Below are 16,704 nucleotides of genomic sequence, written 5' to 3'. Positions count from 1 at the left end.
CTGCGCGTACCGGCGGGCTCGCGACCTGGCACAGAATGGCGCCAGCAGGCCGCATGCCGCGGCATTTGAAGCTGGGGAGTGCGCATGGATCTGGGACTGAAAGGCTTGAGGGCCGTGGTGACCGGTGGATCGGCAGGTATTGGCGCCGCCATCGTGCGTGCCCTCGCGGCCGAGGGCTGCGAGGTGGCCTTCTGTGCCCGTCAGCCGGAGCGTTTGCAGGCCTGTCTGGCCGAGCTGCAATCGGCCGGTCTGCCCGGCACGCTGCAGGCCCGAGCACTCGATGTCTGCCAGCCCGGGGCCTTTGAGGCCTGGCTGGAAGAATTGGGCACGCTGGACATCCTGGTGCTCAATGTCAGCGCCCTGTCGAGCGACTGGTCGCAAGCGCTGGACGTGGATCTGCGTGCGACCGTGCGCTGTGCCGAAGCCGCCCTGCCGCTGCTGCGTCGTTCCAAGCATGGCGCCCTCACCTATATCGGGTCCAAGGCCGGGTCGCTGGCGGCACCGAACTCCGCGGCGTATGGCGCCGCCAAGGCGGCCCTGGCGCATTACATGAAATCGCTATCGGCACGCGTTCTGCCGGAGGTGCGTGTCAACACGGTCTCGCCGGGAGATACCTGGGTGGCAGGTGGCCTCTGGGGTCGTGTCCAGGAGCAGGAGCCCGAGCTCTATGCGCGGGTGCTGCAACGCAACCCGCTGCAGCGGCTGGCCCGCCCGGACGAAATCGCCCGGGTGGCCTGCTTTGTCTCCAGCCCGGCGGCCAGCTTTGTGGCCGGCGCCAACTGGTATGTCGATGGCGGTTCGACCGCCCATGTCCAGTTCTAGTGTATTGATCAAGGCGCCAGGCTAATTCATTAGCTCAGCGTCTTGGATTTGCCGTTGCTCAGTTCGGCAGCAAATTGAGATTGAAGGCCAGCGCCTGTTCGCCATTGCTCTGGCATTTGAGTTCTCGCATGGCTTGGTACACCTGTCGGCGCATCTCGGTCGGGACATTCTGCTGGCGCACCTGGCTGATCTTGTCGCCCTTGACGGTGAATTCGACGCGGGCCAGGGTGCCGTTGTTGAGCTTCTGAACGCCGCGGTCCAGGGCTTGCTGCATCTTGCTGTCGATCTGAGGGCAGACCTGGCGGACCGGGCCGTTCTCTTCGCTGCTCGGCACGGCGGCCTGCGCGCCGAAGGCGGCGAGTGCCAGCAGGCTGGCGGCGGTGAGGGTGCGTGCGGTGTTGAAGTGCTTCATGGTGTGGGCCTTTTGCTGCGCTGTGTGCCGACTCCGGCACGGGGTGGAAAGTCGATGGAGTCACTGTAGAAAGTCCGCCGCAGAAGCGACAGCGCGCCGCGATGAACTTCCAGTTCGAAGCGACCATCTGCAGGTCAGCGGGATGAACGGTGGCGTCAAACCGGCGGTGATCTCAAGCCCTCGGCAATCAGGTGCAACCCTTGTGCGCCTGGCGATTTCTCAACCCGTGAGCAATGGCATGGGGACTGTCGAAGGCCGCCTTCGTGGGGCTTGCGAACACATCGCGGAGAATGAGTGGATGAGCTCGACACCCACTGTTTCCCCTCTGGCCGCCTTGGCCGCCAAGGATCTGCCTGCCTATATGAACACCGTGGGCCAGGCTGCCCGTCAGGCTTCGCGCCTGATGGCTGCGGCCTCCACCGCCGCCAAAAACCAGGCCTTGCTGAGCCTGGCCCGGCGCCTGCGCAATGCCGGGCCTGCCTTGGCCGCCGCCAACGCCCGTGATTTGAAGGCAGCCGCCGCGGCCGGCCTGGACGGCCCCATGCTGGACCGCCTGAAGCTGAGCCCCGAGGTGATCGAGACTGTGGCCCAGGGCTGCGAGCAGATCGCCGCCATGCCCGACCCGGTCGGCGAGATCAGCGGCCTCAAACGCCGCCCCAGCGGCATCAGCGTCGGCCAGATGCGCGTGCCCCTGGGTGTGTTCGGCATGATTTACGAGAGCCGGCCCAATGTCACCATCGAGGCCGCCTCCCTGGCCATCAAGAGCGGCAATGCCTGCATCCTGCGCGGCGGTTCCGAGGCGATTCATTCCAATCTGGCCCTGGCCGAGTTGGTGGCGGCCGCGCTGCGCGAAGCCGGCCTGCCGGCCGAGGGCGTGCAGCTGATTGCCAGCACCGACCGCGCCGCGGTGGGCCTGTTGATCACGGCGCCCCAGCATGTCGACGTGATCATCCCGCGCGGCGGCAAGGGCTTGATCGAGCGCATCAGCGCCGAGTCCAAGGTTCCCGTCATCAAGCACCTCGATGGCAACTGTCATTGCTATGTCGATGCCGAGGTGGACTTCGACCTGGCCCTGACCGTGGTCATGAACGCCAAGACCCAGAAGTACAGCCCCTGCAATGCCACCGAATCCCTGCTGGTCCATGCCGAGAGCGCCTCGGACTTCCTGCCCCATATCGGCGCCTTGCTGGCCGAGAAGGGCGTGGAGATGCGTGGCTGCTCGCGCAGCCTGGCCTTGCTGGGCCCCATCCCTGACGCCGTGATCAAGCCGGCGACCGAGGCCGATTGGAGCGAGGAGTATCTGGCGCCCATCCTCAGCATCAAGGTGGTGGACAGCCTCGATGAGGCCGTCGAACACATCAATCGTTACGGCTCGCATCACACCGACGCCATCCTGACCAGCAATCACGCCCATGCCATGCGCTTTCTGCGCGAGGTCGATTCGGCCAGCGTCATGGTCAATGCCAGCACGCGCTTTGCCGACGGCTTCGAGTACGGTCTGGGCGCCGAGATCGGCATCTCCACCGACAAGCTCCATGCCCGTGGCCCGGTCGGCCTGGAAGGCCTGAGCTCGCTCAAGTGGGTGGTACTGGGACAGGGCGAAGTCCGCCGCTGAGCATGGGCGAAGACGCCCGCCAGACCGAGCTGAACGTGCTACTGCGCCAGGCCCAAAGCCTGGCTGATGTCGCGCGTGGCCCCTGGCTGGCCGCCTTGTCGGCGCGTGATGAGGCCCTGGCCTCAGAGCTGGCGCAGCGCTTGATGCAGCAGGCGGAGACCCAGTTCCCTGCGCCCGCCATGTCGCCTGCCGGCAGTGCGGCGCCAGCGCTGGACGAAATCACGGACGCCCCTTCGCTCAGCGGCCAGCGCATGGGGGCCTGGCAGCTGCTGCGCAAGATCGGCGAGGGTGGTATGGGCCAGGTCTGGTTGGCCCGCCGTGCCGATGGCTTGTATGAGCAGGAGGTCGTGGTCAAGTTGCTGCGCAGCGATCTGCAGCAGGCGCCGCTGTCGCAGCGCTTTGCGCGCGAGCGGGCAGTGCTGGCCCGGCTCAAGCACCCCGGCATTGCGCGCTTGCTCGATGCTGGCATCGCTGACGGTGTGCCCTATCTGGTGCTGGAGTATGTGGCTGGTCACAATCTGGGCGAGCATGTGCGGGCCGAGTGCCCGACGCTGGCCTCGCGGGTGGCGCTGCTGATCCGTGTGGCTCAGGCCGTCGAGCATGCCCATGCCCAGCTGGTGGTGCACCGCGACCTGAAACCCTCGAACGTGATGGTCAGCAGCGAGGGCGAAGTCAAGGTGCTGGATTTCGGCATCGCTGGCTTGCTCGATGAAGAAGACCCGGGCCATCTGACCCGCGTCAGCGGCCGCGGCTTGACCTTGTCCTATGCCTCGCCCGAACAGCTCAGTGGTGCACCGGTCGGCGTGGCGGCCGATGTGTTTTCGCTCGGCGTGCTGCTGTTCGAGATGATCTCGGGGCGCTTACCCTTCTACAGCGCCGGCAGCAGCCGCACAGCGATTGAATATGCGCTGCTGCACCAGGACGCGCCGCGCCTGGGGGCCTTGCTGACCCAGGCCCCAGATGCGGATGCACCGGTCGGTGCCCGCCCGCTCGATGCCGAGCGTGCCCGGGGCGACCTGGAGGCCATCGTCGCCAAGACCTTGCGCAAGCTGCCCGAGGAGCGTTACCCGGCCGTCGGCGCCTTGATCGAGGACCTGTCGCGCTGGCTGCGCCACCGGCCGGTCAGCGCTCGCCGCGAGGATTGGCGCCACCGGATTTGGCTTTGGCTGCGGCGCAATGCTCTTGCGGCTTCCTTGTCCGGCGGCCTGGCTTTTGCGGTGCTGCTGGGTCTGGGCGTGAGCCTGGACCTATGGCGCCGGGCGCAAGCGGCGGCCCGGGAATCCGACCAGGTGACGCTTTACCTGACCGAGTTGTTGGGCAGTGCCAGCCCCGATGTTCACGGCGGCCAGGCACCCACGGTGATGGCCTTGCTGGAAAAGAGCCGCAGCGAGCTGGCCGGCAAGTTCCAGGACGAGCCCGCGACCAAGGCGCGTTTGCTCTCGGTGCTGGCTCAGACCTATGCCTCGCTGGACCGCTACGACCTGGCCGCGCCCCTGGCCCGCGAATGGGTGGCCCTGACCGCCCAGCTCTACGGTGAGGATGATGAGCGCACGGTGGACGCGCACATCAAGCTGGCGCAGATTCACGTGCCCACCGGGCCGCACGACCTCGTGGTCGCCGAGCTGGAGCCACTGCGCGAGCGCGTGGCGCGCCTGCATGGCCCCAAGTCCGACCGCATGCGCGAGATCCACTATGCGCTGGCCAATGGTTATATGAAAACCGGGCGCCTGGCCGAGGCGAAAGCGGCCTTGGATCAAGCAGGCGAGCTGGTGCGCCTGCTCTACCCTGAGGGTCATTTCTACCGAACCTTCCATCACATGGTCGAGGCGGTGCGCCTGGCCGGCGAGGGGCGCATCGGCGAGGCCAGGGAGCAGCTGCGCCTGACCGAGCCGGCGCTGCAGAACCCGCCCAAGGAAAACTTGCGTCATGCCTTGGCCATCCGTCGCAACATCCTGACCATGGATATCCGCGCAGGGAAGTACGAAGGTGTCCAGGCGCGTGCCCAAGCGCTGGGCGAGGAGATGGACCGTCTGCATGGCCGCGGCAACTCCATGCGTGCCTTCATGTACCCGGAGATTGCCCGTTATCACAGCGACCGCGCCGAGTATGCCCAGGCCCTGGCGGCCCGCCAGGCTTTCAACACCCTGGGCAGTGGCGCGCCCTTCAATGCCCGGACGGCCGCCAAGGCCTCGCTCTTGCTGGCTCGCGCACAGGCGGGCGCGGCGCCGGCGGCGAGCTTGCGCAACGAGGCCTTTGAGTTGCTGGAAGAGATTGAGTCGACCCGGGCGCAGATGGGCGTGAGCCGGGCCGAAGCCTGGCTGGCCCTGGCGCGCAGCGGCTTGCTGCTGGGCGAGCTGGGCTTGGCGGGCGAGGCCATCGCACGCTTGCGTGGCGATACCGATCTGCACCTCGATCGCGACCTCTGGCTGGAAAGTCGCGTGGCCCAGGCCGAAGGGGAACTGTTGCGCGCCCGAGGAGATCTGGCCGGCAGCCGCCTTCTGTTGGCCCGGCGCGTGGACCTGCTGGAAACCAGCCCGGATCGCCAGGTGCCGCCGCTCTGGCAAGCCCGGCTGGACCTGGCCTTGACCCTGGTGATGATGGGCGCCCCCGATGTAGCCAAGGCGCTGGCTGCGGCGCGCGAGGCGCGCCCGCCGCAAATGCCGGCCGGTCACCCCTTCGATGCCTTGCAGGAGCTGATGCAAGCGCAGCTGGATGCACCCGCCAGCGACAGCCGCGCCGCCCGCCAGGCGCGGAGCGCCCTGAAAGCAGGCCTGCAAGAAAATGCCGCCCATCCGCCCGAGATTCGGGCGGACCTGGGCGGTTGGTTCTGAGCCTGTGGTCTGGGGCTGAGCTCAGGCCGTGGCGCGGCGGCGGCGGGCCAGGCCCAGCACACCGGCCAGGCCCAGGCCCATCAAGGCATAGCTGCTGGGCTCGGGCACGGCGGTGACGGTGCGGGTGAAGCCGCAAGTGGCCCAGTCACCACTCTCGCAGCTCGATGCGATGACGGGCTGGGCGGCGGCGTACAGCACCCGGCCCTGGGCATCCACGCCGGTGTACTGCAGCGTCATCGACGTCTGGAACAGATTGACGATGCCTTCCGGTGCGCCACCCGCCTTGGGCGTGAAGCGGCCAAACAGGTAGTCGTAGCTTTGGCCGGGGGCCAGATTGAAGTGATTCTGGTAGGTGGGGCCCGGCAGTTGCGGGTTGTAGATCGTGGCGAATTGGAAGTCGTAGCCTGCGAACTCGCTGCCCGACAAGGTCATCGAGGCGCTGAGGAAAACACTGTCAATTCGCGCGAAGACGCTCTGTGTGGTGTTACCCGTGATCGGGTCGTGGTAGAAGCCCTCATGCGGCAAATCCGTGGGTGAGATGCCGGTGAGGGGCTCGCTGGAGAAGCTGAACGCCGGGGAGTCTGCGTCCAGCGTCAGCCGAAGCCAGATGTCAATGGTCTCGGTCGTGCTGACCGTGCCCTTGGGCTGCAAAAACGTCAGGCTGCCACGGGGCAGCTCGGCCCAGGCAGCCTGGCTCATCAAAAGGCAGGCGGCAGCAATCAGTTGGCAGACACGGGTTTTCATCGAGACTCTCTCCCTGGCATTGAAGTGCGCGGAGTGTCTCTGGCCTGTCATGCCGCTGTCATGCGCAGTTACCCTAGCGGCCCCCCCCGATCCGGGGAATCTGCCCTTTGTCCATTGGCCTGCCAGCGCAGCTTCAGCGCAATCCACTCACCCGCGCATCCTTGGGCGTGCTGATCAGATACTCGGCCGTGAAGCGCTGGCTCTGGCCAGGCGCCAATTGCAGCTGCCACGCCATCACGCCGGGCAGCTGTTTCCAGCGCTGCTGGCTTGGCGGAGGACTGAATTGGGTTTGCACCTTGATGTCCTCGTGCTGGGCCACGGGCGAGGGCTCGATCAGCTGCAGCTGGATGGGCTGGCGGTGCAGGTTCTCGACCAGGTAGGCGCGGCGGATCTTCTGCTCGTTGCGGCTGCCGATGAAGCCGCGCTCGGCGCCGTCCTTTTGCGGCGGCTCCACCGCCAAGCGCAGCAGTTCGTCGCGGCCGAAGAAGAGCTCCAACTTTTCCTCGCTGCCCAGCTGCAGCTGGCTGTTGCCGATGAAGGCCCCGTCGCGGAAGAGTTGCAGCGCGCCGGCCGGCCAGCTTCCGCTGGGGCGGCTCAGCTCGGCCAGCAGATAGGCCTGGCGGTCCTGCTGTGGCTGCACGCGGGCGAAGACCTGGGCGGCCAACTTCTCGCTGCCGAGCGCAAAGCTGACGCGCTGACCGTCGCTGTTGACGCTGACGCGGCCGGGCACTTCGAACTCGGCGCTGTACTCGCCTTGCTGAGCGCTGATGTCGAAGTTGGGCAGGGCGATCGCCTCAAAGGCACCGGCGTCCGACTTAAAGGCTGGCGCGGGCGCCGCTGCGGCCATTGCCGGCGCGGCCATGCGCGACCCCGTGACCTGAACTTCGCGTGCGGAGATGGGTGGCAGGATGTCCAGGGTCCATGGGTAGGGCGAAGGCAGGCCGCTCTGACCGCGTGGCGTGCTGGTGCTCAGACGCAGTGCCACGCCGTTCCAGTCCTCGCCACTGGTCTGGGCCACTTGCGCCAGGCGCTCTAAGCGCAGCTGCTGGGTCTGCGTGTCGAGGTGGGCGCGGTAGATGGGGCTCCAGCCTGCTTGATTCAGGCGGTAGCTCAGGCGCAGCTCGCCGGTGCGAGTCGCGGCCAGGTTGATGCGCACGCTGCGCAGCTGCGGGTTGGCTTGAATCAGGTGGTCACGTTCGGCTTGCAGCGGTGTGAGCTTCTCGTCGATGTCTTGCAGGCGGCGGGAAAGCTGGTGCTTGCGTTGCAGCGCGTCCTGGCCGCTGCGGCGAAGCGCGTCCACGGTCGAGGCGATGGGCGCAGTCGGCTTGCCTGCACTCTCGTTGCCGCCATAGTTCTTGAGGAAGCCGAGGGCCATGTCTTGCGCTTCGTTCTCGGCCTGCAGTGCGGCGCGCTGATCCTCCAGCTCGCGGATGCGTTGGTCCAGCGGGCTGCTATTGCACTCCGGGGCACGGACACGATCCAAGGTCTGGATGCTGATCTCGCCAATCTGGATGCCAGCATCGGCCTGCACCTGCAGCGAGTCGGCCTCGAAGCGGGCCGGCAGGCAGCGGACCACGAGTTCGCGCGCACCGGTGGCCACAGTGGCCGTGCGCTGTACCGTGGCGCCGCCGGGGTAGACCAGCACCTGGCTGATCGGGGCGTTCGGCAGCTGCGCCATGGCCAAGCCCGGCAGCAGAAGACAGAGGCAGAAGTTCGGGAGCTTGTGTTTCATGATCGGCAGTCCTCGAGTGCGTGCAAATGTGAGCTTAGCGCCTTGGCGCACTCCTCGGCGTCGAACCCAGGTCGGGCGACCCTGGCACACTGGCAGGCATCGTCTGCCGCGACTGCGCGGCGCTGTCAGAGTTGGAACGCATGAACACCCCTCCCCAAGCCAATACCCAACGCAAAGCCCTGGTCCTGTTCTCGGGCGGCCAGGATTCCACCGCCTGCCTGGCTTGGGCCTTGGAACGCTATGCCGAGGTCGAAACCCTGGGCTTCGACTATGGCCAGCGCCACCGCGTCGAGCTGGAATGCCGCCAGAACGTGCGCCGTGAGCTGGCCTCAGCCTTCCCACAGTGGGCGGCCAAGCTGGGTGAGGACCATGTGCTGGACTTGAGCCTGCTGGGCCAGATCTCCAGCACGGCGCTGACGGAGCACCGCGCCATCGAGATGCAGGCCAACGGCCTGCCCAATACCTTTGTGCCGGGCCGCAATCTGCTCTTCCTGACTTTTGCCGCCACCCTGGCCTACCGCCGCGGCGCCTCGGTGTTGGTGGGCGGCATGTGTGAGACCGATTACTCGGGCTACCCTGACTGCCGCGACAACACGCTCAAGGCCTTGCAGGTGGCGCTGAGCCTGGGTCTGGATGCGCCGATGACGCTGGAAACCCCGCTGATGTTCATCACCAAGGCCCAGACCTGGGCCTTGACCGAGCAGCTCGGCGGTGCGGCGCTGAATGAGCTGGTGATCGAGCACACCCACACCTGCTATCTGGGTGAGCGCAGCCAGCGCCACGCCTGGGGCTATGGCTGCGGCAGCTGCCCGGCCTGCGAGCTCCGTGCGCGTGGCTTCGAGGAGTTCCAAGCTGGCCGCGTGGAGGTCTGAACATGGGGCCTAGCGAAGGTGCTTGGGACTGGGGCTGGGCCGGTTGGGGTCTGGCGGCTGTGCTGTTGTTCTGGGCCATTGGCGCCTACAACCGCGTCATGAGTTTGCGCAACGCGATTGCCGCGGCCTTCGCCCAGCTGGATACCCATCTGAGCGCGCGCGCCGCGGTGTGCGCCAACCTGCTGGCCGTGCTGCGACCCTTGCTGCCCAGCGAGCAGGCGACCTTTGATGCCCTGGATGCCGCGCAGCAGGAGGTGCAGGTGGCGCTGCAGGCCGTGCGTGCTCGGCCTTATGCCGGTGATCCTGTGGCCAGCTTGGGCGTGGCCAGCGCAGTGCATGCGGCGGCGCTGACGCGGCTGATGTCCATGCTCGAACACCATGCCGATTTACGTGAGCACCCGGAGCTGTTTGCCCAGGTGGATGAGCTCAAGATGATCGAGCGGCAACGCTCCTTCACCCGCCAGGTTTTCAACCAAGCTGTGGGCGCCTACAACGAAGCCATCATCCAGTTCCCGACCCGAGTGTTGGCCAGCTTCTATGGCTTTCGGGAGGCGCGCTCGCTCTGAGCGAAGCTGCGGCAGGAATCGGCACAAAGCAGCCGAATACAAAAGGCAACCACAGAGGCGCAGAGGCACAGAGAAATACAAAGCTGAATTGGTTTTGGCTCTGTGCCTCCGTGCCTCTGTGGTTGCATTTGAATTTCAGCAATGTGCCGGCAGCCGACAGAGTCGGTGCGTCCGCCAGGTTCAGCTGCAGACGATGGCGCCTGAGCTGACCAGCTCGTGGAACAGGGCCATGAGCGAGTTGCCGCTCATGCTGTAGGGGTCGAGCTTGGCGGTCTCGGAGTACTTGAGTACCAGGCCCGGGTTGAGGCGCTGAAGATTGACCTGGCCCATGGACCAGCCAGCGAACACGCGTTCGCCTACTTCTTCGTAGCTGAGCAGGATCACGTCGTGGTGGCGGGTGTCACTGACGATGCGCTTGTAGCGTGCATTGATCGCGTCACGGCCACCTTCCAGCACCTGCATGAAGATGCCATCGCTGTAGCAGAGCAGGCCAGTGATGCCCTCGGCCGGGTTGTGCTCGCGCGACTGCTTCAGGATGGTGCTGAGCTCAGCCTCGCCCATGGGAATGTGGGCGCGGCTGGCGTAGAGAAGGCGAACTAGCATGGGGTGGGCTCCGTTGGGGCTGAGGTCTGTTCTTGGACTTACTTCTTGCTCAGCAGCGAGAGGAACTCGCGGCGCAGATTCGGGTCCTTGAGGAAGGCGCCACGCATGACGCTGTTGGTCATCTTGGTCTCGGTGTCCTTGACGCCGCGCCAGTGCATGCAGAAGTGGTCGGCTTCCATGACGATGGCCAGGCCGTCCGGCTGCACGCGTTCCTGCAACTCGTTGGCCAACATGGTGACGGCCTCTTCCTGGATCTGCGGGCGGCTCATGATCCAGTCGCAGATGCGGGTGTACTTGGACAGGCCGATCAGGTTGGAGTGCTCGTTGGGCAGCAGGCCGATCCAGACCCGGCCCATGATGGGGCAGAGGTGGTGCGAGCAGGCGCTGCGCACGGTGATGGGGCCGACGATCATCAGCTCGTTGAGCCGGGTGAAGTTAGGGAACTCGGTGACCGGGGGCATGGGCACATAGCGGCCCTTGAAGACCTCGCGCACAAACATCTTGGCCACGCGTTTAGCGGTGTCCTGGGTGTTGTGGTCGCTGTCGGTGTCGATCACCAGGGCGCGCAGCACCTCTTGCAGCTTGGCCTGCACTTCGGCCTGGATCTCGTCGAGCTCACCGTCCTTGATGAAGTCGGCGATATTGTCATTGGCGTGGTGGCGGCAGCCTGCGCCGACGAGTCGGTAGCGCACGCGCTCCGAAGCGGGCAGCTCGGCCAGTTCGCGCTCATCGCGGGGAGAGGGGTTTGCAGGCAGGGCGCCGGTCATGGGGGGATCTCGCTGTTCGGTGCAATCGGGCGATTGTGTACGGATTGCAAAGACTGTGCAGGGCCAGGTCTTGCCTGCTCGGCGTACGGAGGGCTCACCTACACTGAAAGGGTGAGCCTTCCCTCTGCCCCCTCCATGCCCAAGCCCGCGCCGTCGAACCCCGCCGGTCCTGCCCTGGCGCCGCCGCTTCAGCAACTGTTGATGCAAGTGGCCGATGCCGTGCAGGCCGTGCGCGGCGGCCGCTCCTTGACCGATGTGCTGGCGAAATGCCCCGCCGAGCTGCGCCCGGCCACCCAGTCCCTGAGCTTCCATGTGCTGCGCCGCCTGGGCAGTGCCGAGGCGGTGCGCGCCATTCTTGCGCCCAAGAGCCCGCCGCCCAAGGTCGAGGGTCTGCTTTTGAGTGCGCTGGCCCTGCTCTGGGACGCCGGCCCGGACCAGTTGCCTGCGCCCTATGCCGACCACACCGTGGTGGACCAGGCCGTCAGCGCCGTGCGCAAGCGCTTGCCCGCCAGTGCGGGCTTCGTCAACGCCGTGTTGCGCCGCTTCTTGCGGGAACGGCCGGCCTTGCAGGCTCAGGCTGGCCAGGGCTCAAACGGGCCGGTGGCGGTCTATAACCACCCGCTCTGGTGGAGCGAGCGCTTGCGTGCGGACTGGCCCGAGGTCTGGCCCGCGCTGCTGCTGGCCAACAACCAGCATCCGCCCATGACCTTGCGCGTCAATGCCCGGCAGGGTTCGGCGGCCGACTATCTGCAGCGCTTGCAGGAGGCCGGCATTGCCGCTCACGCCCTGGGGCCGTTGGCACCGCAGGCGCTGCTGCTGGAGCGCGCGGTGCCGGTCACGGCCTTGCCTGGCTTCGCCCAGGGCGCGGTCTCGGTCCAGGACGCCGCCGCCCAGATCGCCGCGCCTTTGCTGGCCCAGGCTCAAGGCGTGCTGCCGGCCTTGCAGGCCGGCGCGCGCGTGCTCGACGCATGCTCCGCGCCGGGCGGCAAGACCGCCCATCTCTTGGAACTGGGCGAGTTCGATCTGCTGGCCCTGGATAGCGACCCCAAGCGCCTGCTGCGGGTGCAGGACAACCTGGCCCGCTTGGGTCAACGTGCCGAGCTGAAAGCGGCCGATGCCCGCATGACCGGGTCTTGGTGGGATGGCCGTATGTTCGACGCCATCCTGCTCGATGCGCCCTGCAGCGCCTCCGGCATCGTGCGCCGCCACCCCGATGTGCGCTGGTTGCGCCGGCCTGGTGACATCGCCCAGTTGGCAGCCATCCAGGCGGAGCTGCTGGCCGCCCTGTGGCCGACGCTGAAGCCGGGCGGTCGTCTGGTTTACGCCACCTGCTCCATGTTCAAAGCCGAGGGTGAAGCGCAGATCGATGCGTTTTTGCAACGTCAAGCCGACGCGAGTCGCTTGGAGGTGAGCGGCTTCACGGGGCATCTGCTGCCGCTCGCACACAATGAGGCGCCGGAGAACATGGCCGTGTCGACCCAGCCGCGAGCTTCGGCCGAGGCGGTGTTCGATGGCTTTTTCTACGCCTTGTTGCACAAGCGGGCCTGAGCTTGCGAGGGCTGCGGCAGCCTGGCAAAAATCGCTCTGACCCCAATTTCGCGTCTTTACTCCGTTTGCATTGCCCTTGAGTTCGCCTGTCATCCTTCATCGCCGTGCCAGCCGCCCGGCCAGTTTCTGGCGGCTTTGGCTGACCTGGGCTCTGGCTTGTCTGCTGGCGGCTTCGACCATGCCGGTTCGAGCCGATGGCGTGGAGCTCAGCGCCATGAGCACGATACGCAGCGATGAGGGCCTGGAGCTGAGCTTCAGCACCCGCTTCGAACTGCCGCGTGCGGCCGAAGACGCCCTGATGAAAGGGGTCTCGCTGTACTTTGTGGCCGAGGTGTCGGTGCAGCGCAAGCGCTGGTACTGGCGCGATGCGCGGGCCAGCAAAGCATCGCGCAGCTGGCGCCTGTATTGGTATGCGCTGACGCGGCAGTACCGGGTCAGTTCCGGCGGGCTGACACAGAGCTTCAACAATCTGCCCGAGGCTCTGGCCTCCTTGCGCGGCGTTTCCGGCTGGCGCATCGCCGAAGCGCGCGAGCTCGACGAGGACGGCAGCCATTACTTGGAATTCAGTTACCGGCTCGACACCTCCCAACTGCCCAAGCCCATGCAGATCGGCCTCAGCATTGGCCAGGGCTGGAATTTGGGGGTTGAACGCAATCTGGGGCTGAACCCCGACTTCAGCCTGCGAACGGCCGCAGCATCCGCGCCCACCCCATGAGCAAACGGGCGCGTTGGGCCTGGATCATCGCCCTGGTGATCATCACCGGCATTTGTGGCGTTCTGGCCTTTTTGCTGTCCATCAGCGCCACCAGCCAGCGCGGCTTCTTCGATCGCCACTACGAGTGGCTGTTTTGGCTCAATGCCTTGGTCGCCGGGCTGCTGCTGCTGGTCATCGTCGGCGCGGCCGTGCGCTTGTTCCTGCGCGTGCGCAGCGGCAAGTTCGGCAGCCGCCTGCTGATGAAATTGGCCGGCATTTTTGCCCTGGTGGGCATGGTGCCTGGCATCCTGATTTACGGCGTGTCCTACCAATTCGTCAACCGGAGCATCGACAGCTGGTTCGATGTGCGCCTAGCCTCGGCCCTGGAGGCTGGCCTGAATCTGGGCCGCGGCACCCTGGACGGCCTGGTCAATGAGCTGTCCAACCGCACCCTGGATGCTGCTGAGCGTCTCGGCGAAGCCGGCAGCCTTCCGCAGCCCCTGGTGCTGGAACGTCTGCGCGAGCAGATGGGTGCTCGTGTGGTCGCGGTGGTGGCCGGCAATGGCCAGATCTTGCTGTCGGTCGGTGGCGACACCAATTCCTTGATGACCGACCGGCCGGCAGAGTCCCTGCTGCGCCAGGCGCGCAATGCCCGCGTTGTCAGCCATCTGGAGGGCCTGGAGGACGAGGCCCTGGCCCTGCAAGGCCAGGCCCGCATCCGAGCCATTGCCCAGCTGCCCAATAGCGAGATGCGCCTGGGCTTGGGCAATTCGGGCGAGCGCTTCCTGATGGTGGTGCAGCGCCTGCCGGCCACGGTGCTGGCCAATGCCTTGGCGGTGCAAAACGCCAGCAGCGAATACCAGCAGCGGGCCTTGGAACGCGACGGCCTGCGCCGCATGTATCTGGGCACCCTGACCCTGGTGCTGGTGCTGGCGGTGTTTGCCGCCTTGCTGCTGGCCGTCACCTTCGGCAATCAGCTGGCGCGGCCCCTCTTGCTGCTGGCCGACGGCGTGCGCCAGGTGGCCCAGGGTGACCTCAGCCGCAAGCCCATGCTGAGCACGCGCGACGAGCTCGGCGGCCTGACCCGTTCCTTCGCCGACATGACCGAGCAGCTGTCCGAGGCTCGGGTCATGGTCGAGCGCAGTGTGGCCCAGCTGGAAAGCGCGCGCACCCATTTGCAGACGATTCTGGACAACCTGACCGCCGGCGTGATCGTGTTCGACGCCCAGCGCCACATCGACACCGTCAACCCCGGCGCTACCCGCATCCTGCGCCTGCCGCTGTCGGTCTACCAGGGCCGGCCGCTGGGCGAGGTGCCGCATCTGGAGGCGTTTGCCGAGGCCGTCTGGCAGCGTTTCGAGCAGTACAACCCCGAGAGCGGCGAACGCGACCATTGGCAGGACGCCTTTGAGCTGCAGCTCGACAGCAGCCAGGATGTGCAGACCCTGCTGGTGCGCGGCGCGCCGCTGCCCCAGGGCGCGCGCCTGATGGTGTTCGATGACATCTCCGAAGTCGTCTCGGCCCAGCGCTCGGCCGCCTGGAGCGAGGTGGCGCGGCGCCTGGCCCATGAGATCAAGAACCCCTTGACCCCCATCCAGCTCTCGGCCGAGCGCCTGCAGCACAAGCTCGAAGCCAAGCTGGAAGGCGCCGACCAGGCCATGCTGGTGCGTTCGGTTGCCACCATCGTCAACCAGGTGCAGTCCATGAAGCAGCTGGTCAATGAGTTCCGCGACTACGCCCGGTTGCCCTCGGCCCAGCTCAAGGCGCTGGATCTCAATGCCCTGGTGGCCGAGGTGCTGACCCTGTATGCCGAGGCCCAGGAGCAAGGGCGCCTACACGCCGAACTGGCTCCCGACGCCAGTCGCATCCTCGGCGACGCCTCGCAATTGCGGCAGGTCATTCACAACTTGGTACAGAATGCGCTCGACGCCGTGCAGGAGCAGGCGGGCGGGCAGGTGCTGGTGCGCACCCAGCAGGCCTTCACCGAGGCCGGCGCGCCGCGCTCCGTGCGCTTGCAGATCACTGACAACGGCCCGGGCTTTGCCGAGAAAGTGCTCAAACGCGCCTTTGAACCTTATGTGACCACCAAGACCAAGGGCACCGGCCTGGGTCTGGCGGTGGTCAAGAAAATTGCCGATGAACACGCCGCACGCATACGCCTCAGCAACCTGCACGCCCAAGGCGACGAGGCGCAAGCGGTGACCGGTGCGCAAGTTTCGTTATCATTTTCAAAACTCGCGACTGCAGCAGCCGATGCGGGCTCTGCTGAAAAGCCCCATTGAACTAGGACTCCATGGCAACCATTCTTGTAGTCGACGACGAGCTGGGCATACGTGCTCTGCTCTCTGAAATCCTCAGTGACGAGGGCCACACGATCGAGTTGGCAGAAAACGCAGCGCAGGCGCGCGCGGTGCGCGAGCGCATGCGCCCCGACCTGGTGCTGCTGGACATCTGGATGCCCGATGTCGACGGCATCACCTTGCTGAAGGAGTGGGGCGGGGCCGGCTTGCTGACCATGCCCGTCATCATGATGAGTGGCCACGGCACCATCGACACCGCGGTCGAAGCGACCAAGTTCGGCGCCATCGCCTTCCTGGAAAAGCCCATCACCCTGCAAAAGCTGCTGCGTGCGGTGGAGCAGTCCCTGGTCAAGGCCGCGCCGCGCCCGGCGCCGGCTGTTGGTCTGCCCAGCAGCTATGCCCGCAGCGAACTGACGCCGCAATACGTGGCGCCCAGCCTCAGCACCCTGCCGCAAAGCAGCCTGCCGGCGGCCGGCCTGGCTTCGGAGCAGAGCTTCGAGCTGGACCGCCCCTTGCGCGAAGCCCGTGATGCCTTCGAGAAGAGCTATTTCGAGTTCCATCTGGCCAAGGAGAACGGCTCCATGACCCGCGTGGCCGAGAAAACCGGCCTGGAGCGCACCCATCTGTACAGAAAGTTGAAACAATTGGGTGTCGACCTCAGCAGAAATAAGCGCGGAGCTGGAATTTAGTGCTATAGTCGTGGTCTTCGCTGATTTGCAGTGCTTCTCGAAGCAAAGCAAGGCAGTGAAAAAAGCAAGAACGTCATTCAAGACGACGGCCTGGTAGCTCAGTTGGTAGAGCAGCGGATTGAAAATCCGCGTGTCGGTGGTTCGATTCCGCCCCAGGCCACCAAAATATCAGACACAAGCCCATCGCCTCGGTGGGCTTTTGTTTTTCCGGTTCCTTCCGCGGAGCCGGATGCAGCTGGAAGCCTTCCAACTGCCCATGTGGCTCAGTGGTAGAGCACTCCCTTGGTAAGGGAGAGGTCACGCGTTCGATCCGCGTCATGGGCACCATTGAATTGCCGCTCTCGAAGCCCGTCGCTTGCGACGGGCTTTTTGCGTTTTGGGCTGAGCGCTCTCAGCCGTCCCAGCCTGGCACGCTATCAGCCGCAAATCGGAGCTGCGCCCCCGGGCCATTCCCGTCCAGCCCACAGTTCTTTTTGGCTACCATGCCGGCAATAAGGACGCTGATGGCC

General features: G+C 66.0%; 14 protein-coding genes and 2 tRNA genes. 11 read left to right on the top strand and 5 right to left on the bottom strand.

Going from position 1 to position 16,704, the window contains the following annotated elements:
* Positions 1-84 precede the first annotated feature (84 nt).
* Positions 85-822: an SDR family NAD(P)-dependent oxidoreductase gene (locus LNV23_RS01470; RefSeq protein WP_263516514.1), complete on the top strand. Its 738-nt coding sequence runs from the start codon at positions 85-87 to the stop codon at positions 820-822.
* A gap of 58 nt (positions 823-880) precedes the next feature.
* On the opposite strand, the gene LNV23_RS01465 is transcribed toward LNV23_RS01470, so the two are convergent.
* Entirely contained in the window at positions 881-1,234 is a 354-nt protein-coding gene (locus LNV23_RS01465) for a hypothetical protein (protein WP_263561311.1), read from the bottom strand.
* A 361-nt stretch (positions 1,235-1,595) separates the two neighbouring features.
* On the opposite strand from LNV23_RS01465, the gene LNV23_RS01460 reads away from it, so the two are divergent.
* Positions 1,596-2,849: a glutamate-5-semialdehyde dehydrogenase gene (locus tag LNV23_RS01460; RefSeq protein ID WP_411910532.1), complete on the top strand. Its 1,254-nt coding sequence runs from the start codon at positions 1,596-1,598 to the stop codon at positions 2,847-2,849.
* 2 nt (positions 2,850-2,851) lie between these two features.
* Positions 2,852-5,680, top strand: coding sequence for a serine/threonine-protein kinase (locus LNV23_RS01455; RefSeq protein WP_263561310.1), 2,829 nt, complete (start codon positions 2,852-2,854; stop codon positions 5,678-5,680).
* Positions 5,681-5,701: 21 nt separating this feature from the next.
* On the opposite strand, the gene LNV23_RS01450 is transcribed toward LNV23_RS01455, so the two are convergent.
* Complete coding sequence (locus LNV23_RS01450) at positions 5,702-6,424, bottom strand: PEP-CTERM sorting domain-containing protein (RefSeq protein ID WP_263561309.1); 723 nt, start codon at positions 6,422-6,424, stop codon at positions 5,702-5,704.
* Between the two features lie 133 nt (positions 6,425-6,557).
* Positions 6,558-8,156 carry a DUF4139 domain-containing protein gene (locus LNV23_RS01445; RefSeq protein ID WP_263561308.1) on the bottom strand — a complete coding sequence of 533 codons (1,599 nt, stop codon included), beginning with the start codon at positions 8,154-8,156 and terminating at the stop codon, positions 6,558-6,560.
* A 140-nt stretch (positions 8,157-8,296) separates the two neighbouring features.
* Here LNV23_RS01445 and queC point away from each other — a divergent pair, with 140 nt between their 5' ends.
* Positions 8,297-9,028 (top strand): 7-cyano-7-deazaguanine synthase QueC, encoded by a 732-nt coding sequence (gene queC / locus LNV23_RS01440; protein WP_263561307.1) that lies wholly within the window; start codon positions 8,297-8,299, stop codon positions 9,026-9,028.
* A 2-nt stretch (positions 9,029-9,030) separates the two neighbouring features.
* On the top strand, positions 9,031-9,594 hold the full coding sequence (locus LNV23_RS01435) for a LemA family protein (protein ID WP_263561306.1): 564 nt from the start codon (positions 9,031-9,033) through the stop codon (positions 9,592-9,594).
* Between the two features lie 180 nt (positions 9,595-9,774).
* On the opposite strand, the gene LNV23_RS01430 is transcribed toward LNV23_RS01435, so the two are convergent.
* Positions 9,775-10,197: a BLUF domain-containing protein gene (locus LNV23_RS01430; protein ID WP_263561305.1), complete on the bottom strand. Its 423-nt coding sequence runs from the start codon at positions 10,195-10,197 to the stop codon at positions 9,775-9,777.
* 38 nt (positions 10,198-10,235) lie between these two features.
* Positions 10,236-10,964 (bottom strand): GTP cyclohydrolase I, encoded by a 729-nt coding sequence (gene folE, locus LNV23_RS01425; protein WP_263561304.1) that lies wholly within the window; start codon positions 10,962-10,964, stop codon positions 10,236-10,238.
* A gap of 135 nt (positions 10,965-11,099) precedes the next feature.
* Here folE and rsmB point away from each other — a divergent pair, with 135 nt between their 5' ends.
* The 6 genes from rsmB to LNV23_RS01395 all read left to right on the top strand — a co-directional run bounded on the left by rsmB (position 11,100) and on the right by LNV23_RS01395 (position 16,522).
* The gene (gene rsmB, locus LNV23_RS01420) at positions 11,100-12,512 is read left to right on the top strand and encodes a 16S rRNA (cytosine(967)-C(5))-methyltransferase RsmB (RefSeq protein WP_263561303.1); all 1,413 of its coding nucleotides are present in this window, start codon (positions 11,100-11,102) and stop codon (positions 12,510-12,512) included.
* Positions 12,513-12,588: 76 nt separating this feature from the next.
* Positions 12,589-13,227: a DUF4390 domain-containing protein gene (locus LNV23_RS01415; RefSeq protein WP_263561302.1), complete on the top strand. Its 639-nt coding sequence runs from the start codon at positions 12,589-12,591 to the stop codon at positions 13,225-13,227.
* Positions 13,224-15,488, top strand: a complete 2,265-nt coding sequence (locus tag LNV23_RS01410) for a sensor histidine kinase (protein ID WP_263561301.1) — start codon at positions 13,224-13,226, stop codon at positions 15,486-15,488. The genes LNV23_RS01415 and LNV23_RS01410 overlap by 4 nt, the downstream gene beginning before the upstream one ends.
* 11 nt (positions 15,489-15,499) lie before the next feature.
* Positions 15,500-16,195 carry a response regulator gene (locus LNV23_RS01405; RefSeq protein ID WP_263561300.1) on the top strand — a complete coding sequence of 232 codons (696 nt, stop codon included), beginning with the start codon at positions 15,500-15,502 and terminating at the stop codon, positions 16,193-16,195.
* An 87-nt stretch (positions 16,196-16,282) separates the two neighbouring features.
* Positions 16,283-16,358 (top strand) — tRNA-Phe (locus tag LNV23_RS01400).
* 89 nt (positions 16,359-16,447) lie between these two features.
* A tRNA-Thr gene (locus LNV23_RS01395) sits at positions 16,448-16,522 on the top strand.
* The last annotated feature ends 182 nt before the right edge of the window (positions 16,523-16,704 follow it).

The organism is Kinneretia sp. DJ1R-11 (assembly GCF_025717595.1).
Lineage (GTDB): Bacteria > Pseudomonadota > Gammaproteobacteria > Burkholderiales > Burkholderiaceae_C > Paucibacter_A.
Note: the sequence above shows the minus strand (reverse complement) of the source record. Positions and strands in the feature narration are given on the sequence as shown.

Coding starts and splice junctions, on each gene's coding strand:
- LNV23_RS01455 (WP_263561310.1), top strand. CDS start 2,852: ATGGGCGAAGACGCCCGCCAGACCGAGCTGAACGTGCTACTGCGCCAG.
- LNV23_RS01450 (WP_263561309.1), bottom strand. CDS start 6,424: ATGAAAACCCGTGTCTGCCAACTGATTGCTGCCGCCTGCCTTTTGATG.
- LNV23_RS01460 (WP_411910532.1), top strand. CDS start 1,596: ATGAACACCGTGGGCCAGGCTGCCCGTCAGGCTTCGCGCCTGATGGCT.
- LNV23_RS01470 (WP_263516514.1), top strand. CDS start 85: ATGGATCTGGGACTGAAAGGCTTGAGGGCCGTGGTGACCGGTGGATCG.
- LNV23_RS01445 (WP_263561308.1), bottom strand. CDS start 8,156: ATGAAACACAAGCTCCCGAACTTCTGCCTCTGTCTTCTGCTGCCGGGC.
- LNV23_RS01405 (WP_263561300.1), top strand. CDS start 15,500: ATGGCAACCATTCTTGTAGTCGACGACGAGCTGGGCATACGTGCTCTG.
- queC (WP_263561307.1), top strand. CDS start 8,297: ATGAACACCCCTCCCCAAGCCAATACCCAACGCAAAGCCCTGGTCCTG.
- LNV23_RS01410 (WP_263561301.1), top strand. CDS start 13,224: ATGAGCAAACGGGCGCGTTGGGCCTGGATCATCGCCCTGGTGATCATC.
- LNV23_RS01435 (WP_263561306.1), top strand. CDS start 9,031: ATGGGGCCTAGCGAAGGTGCTTGGGACTGGGGCTGGGCCGGTTGGGGT.
- LNV23_RS01430 (WP_263561305.1), bottom strand. CDS start 10,197: ATGCTAGTTCGCCTTCTCTACGCCAGCCGCGCCCACATTCCCATGGGC.
- rsmB (WP_263561303.1), top strand. CDS start 11,100: ATGCCCAAGCCCGCGCCGTCGAACCCCGCCGGTCCTGCCCTGGCGCCG.
- folE (WP_263561304.1), bottom strand. CDS start 10,964: ATGACCGGCGCCCTGCCTGCAAACCCCTCTCCCCGCGATGAGCGCGAA.
- LNV23_RS01465 (WP_263561311.1), bottom strand. CDS start 1,234: ATGAAGCACTTCAACACCGCACGCACCCTCACCGCCGCCAGCCTGCTG.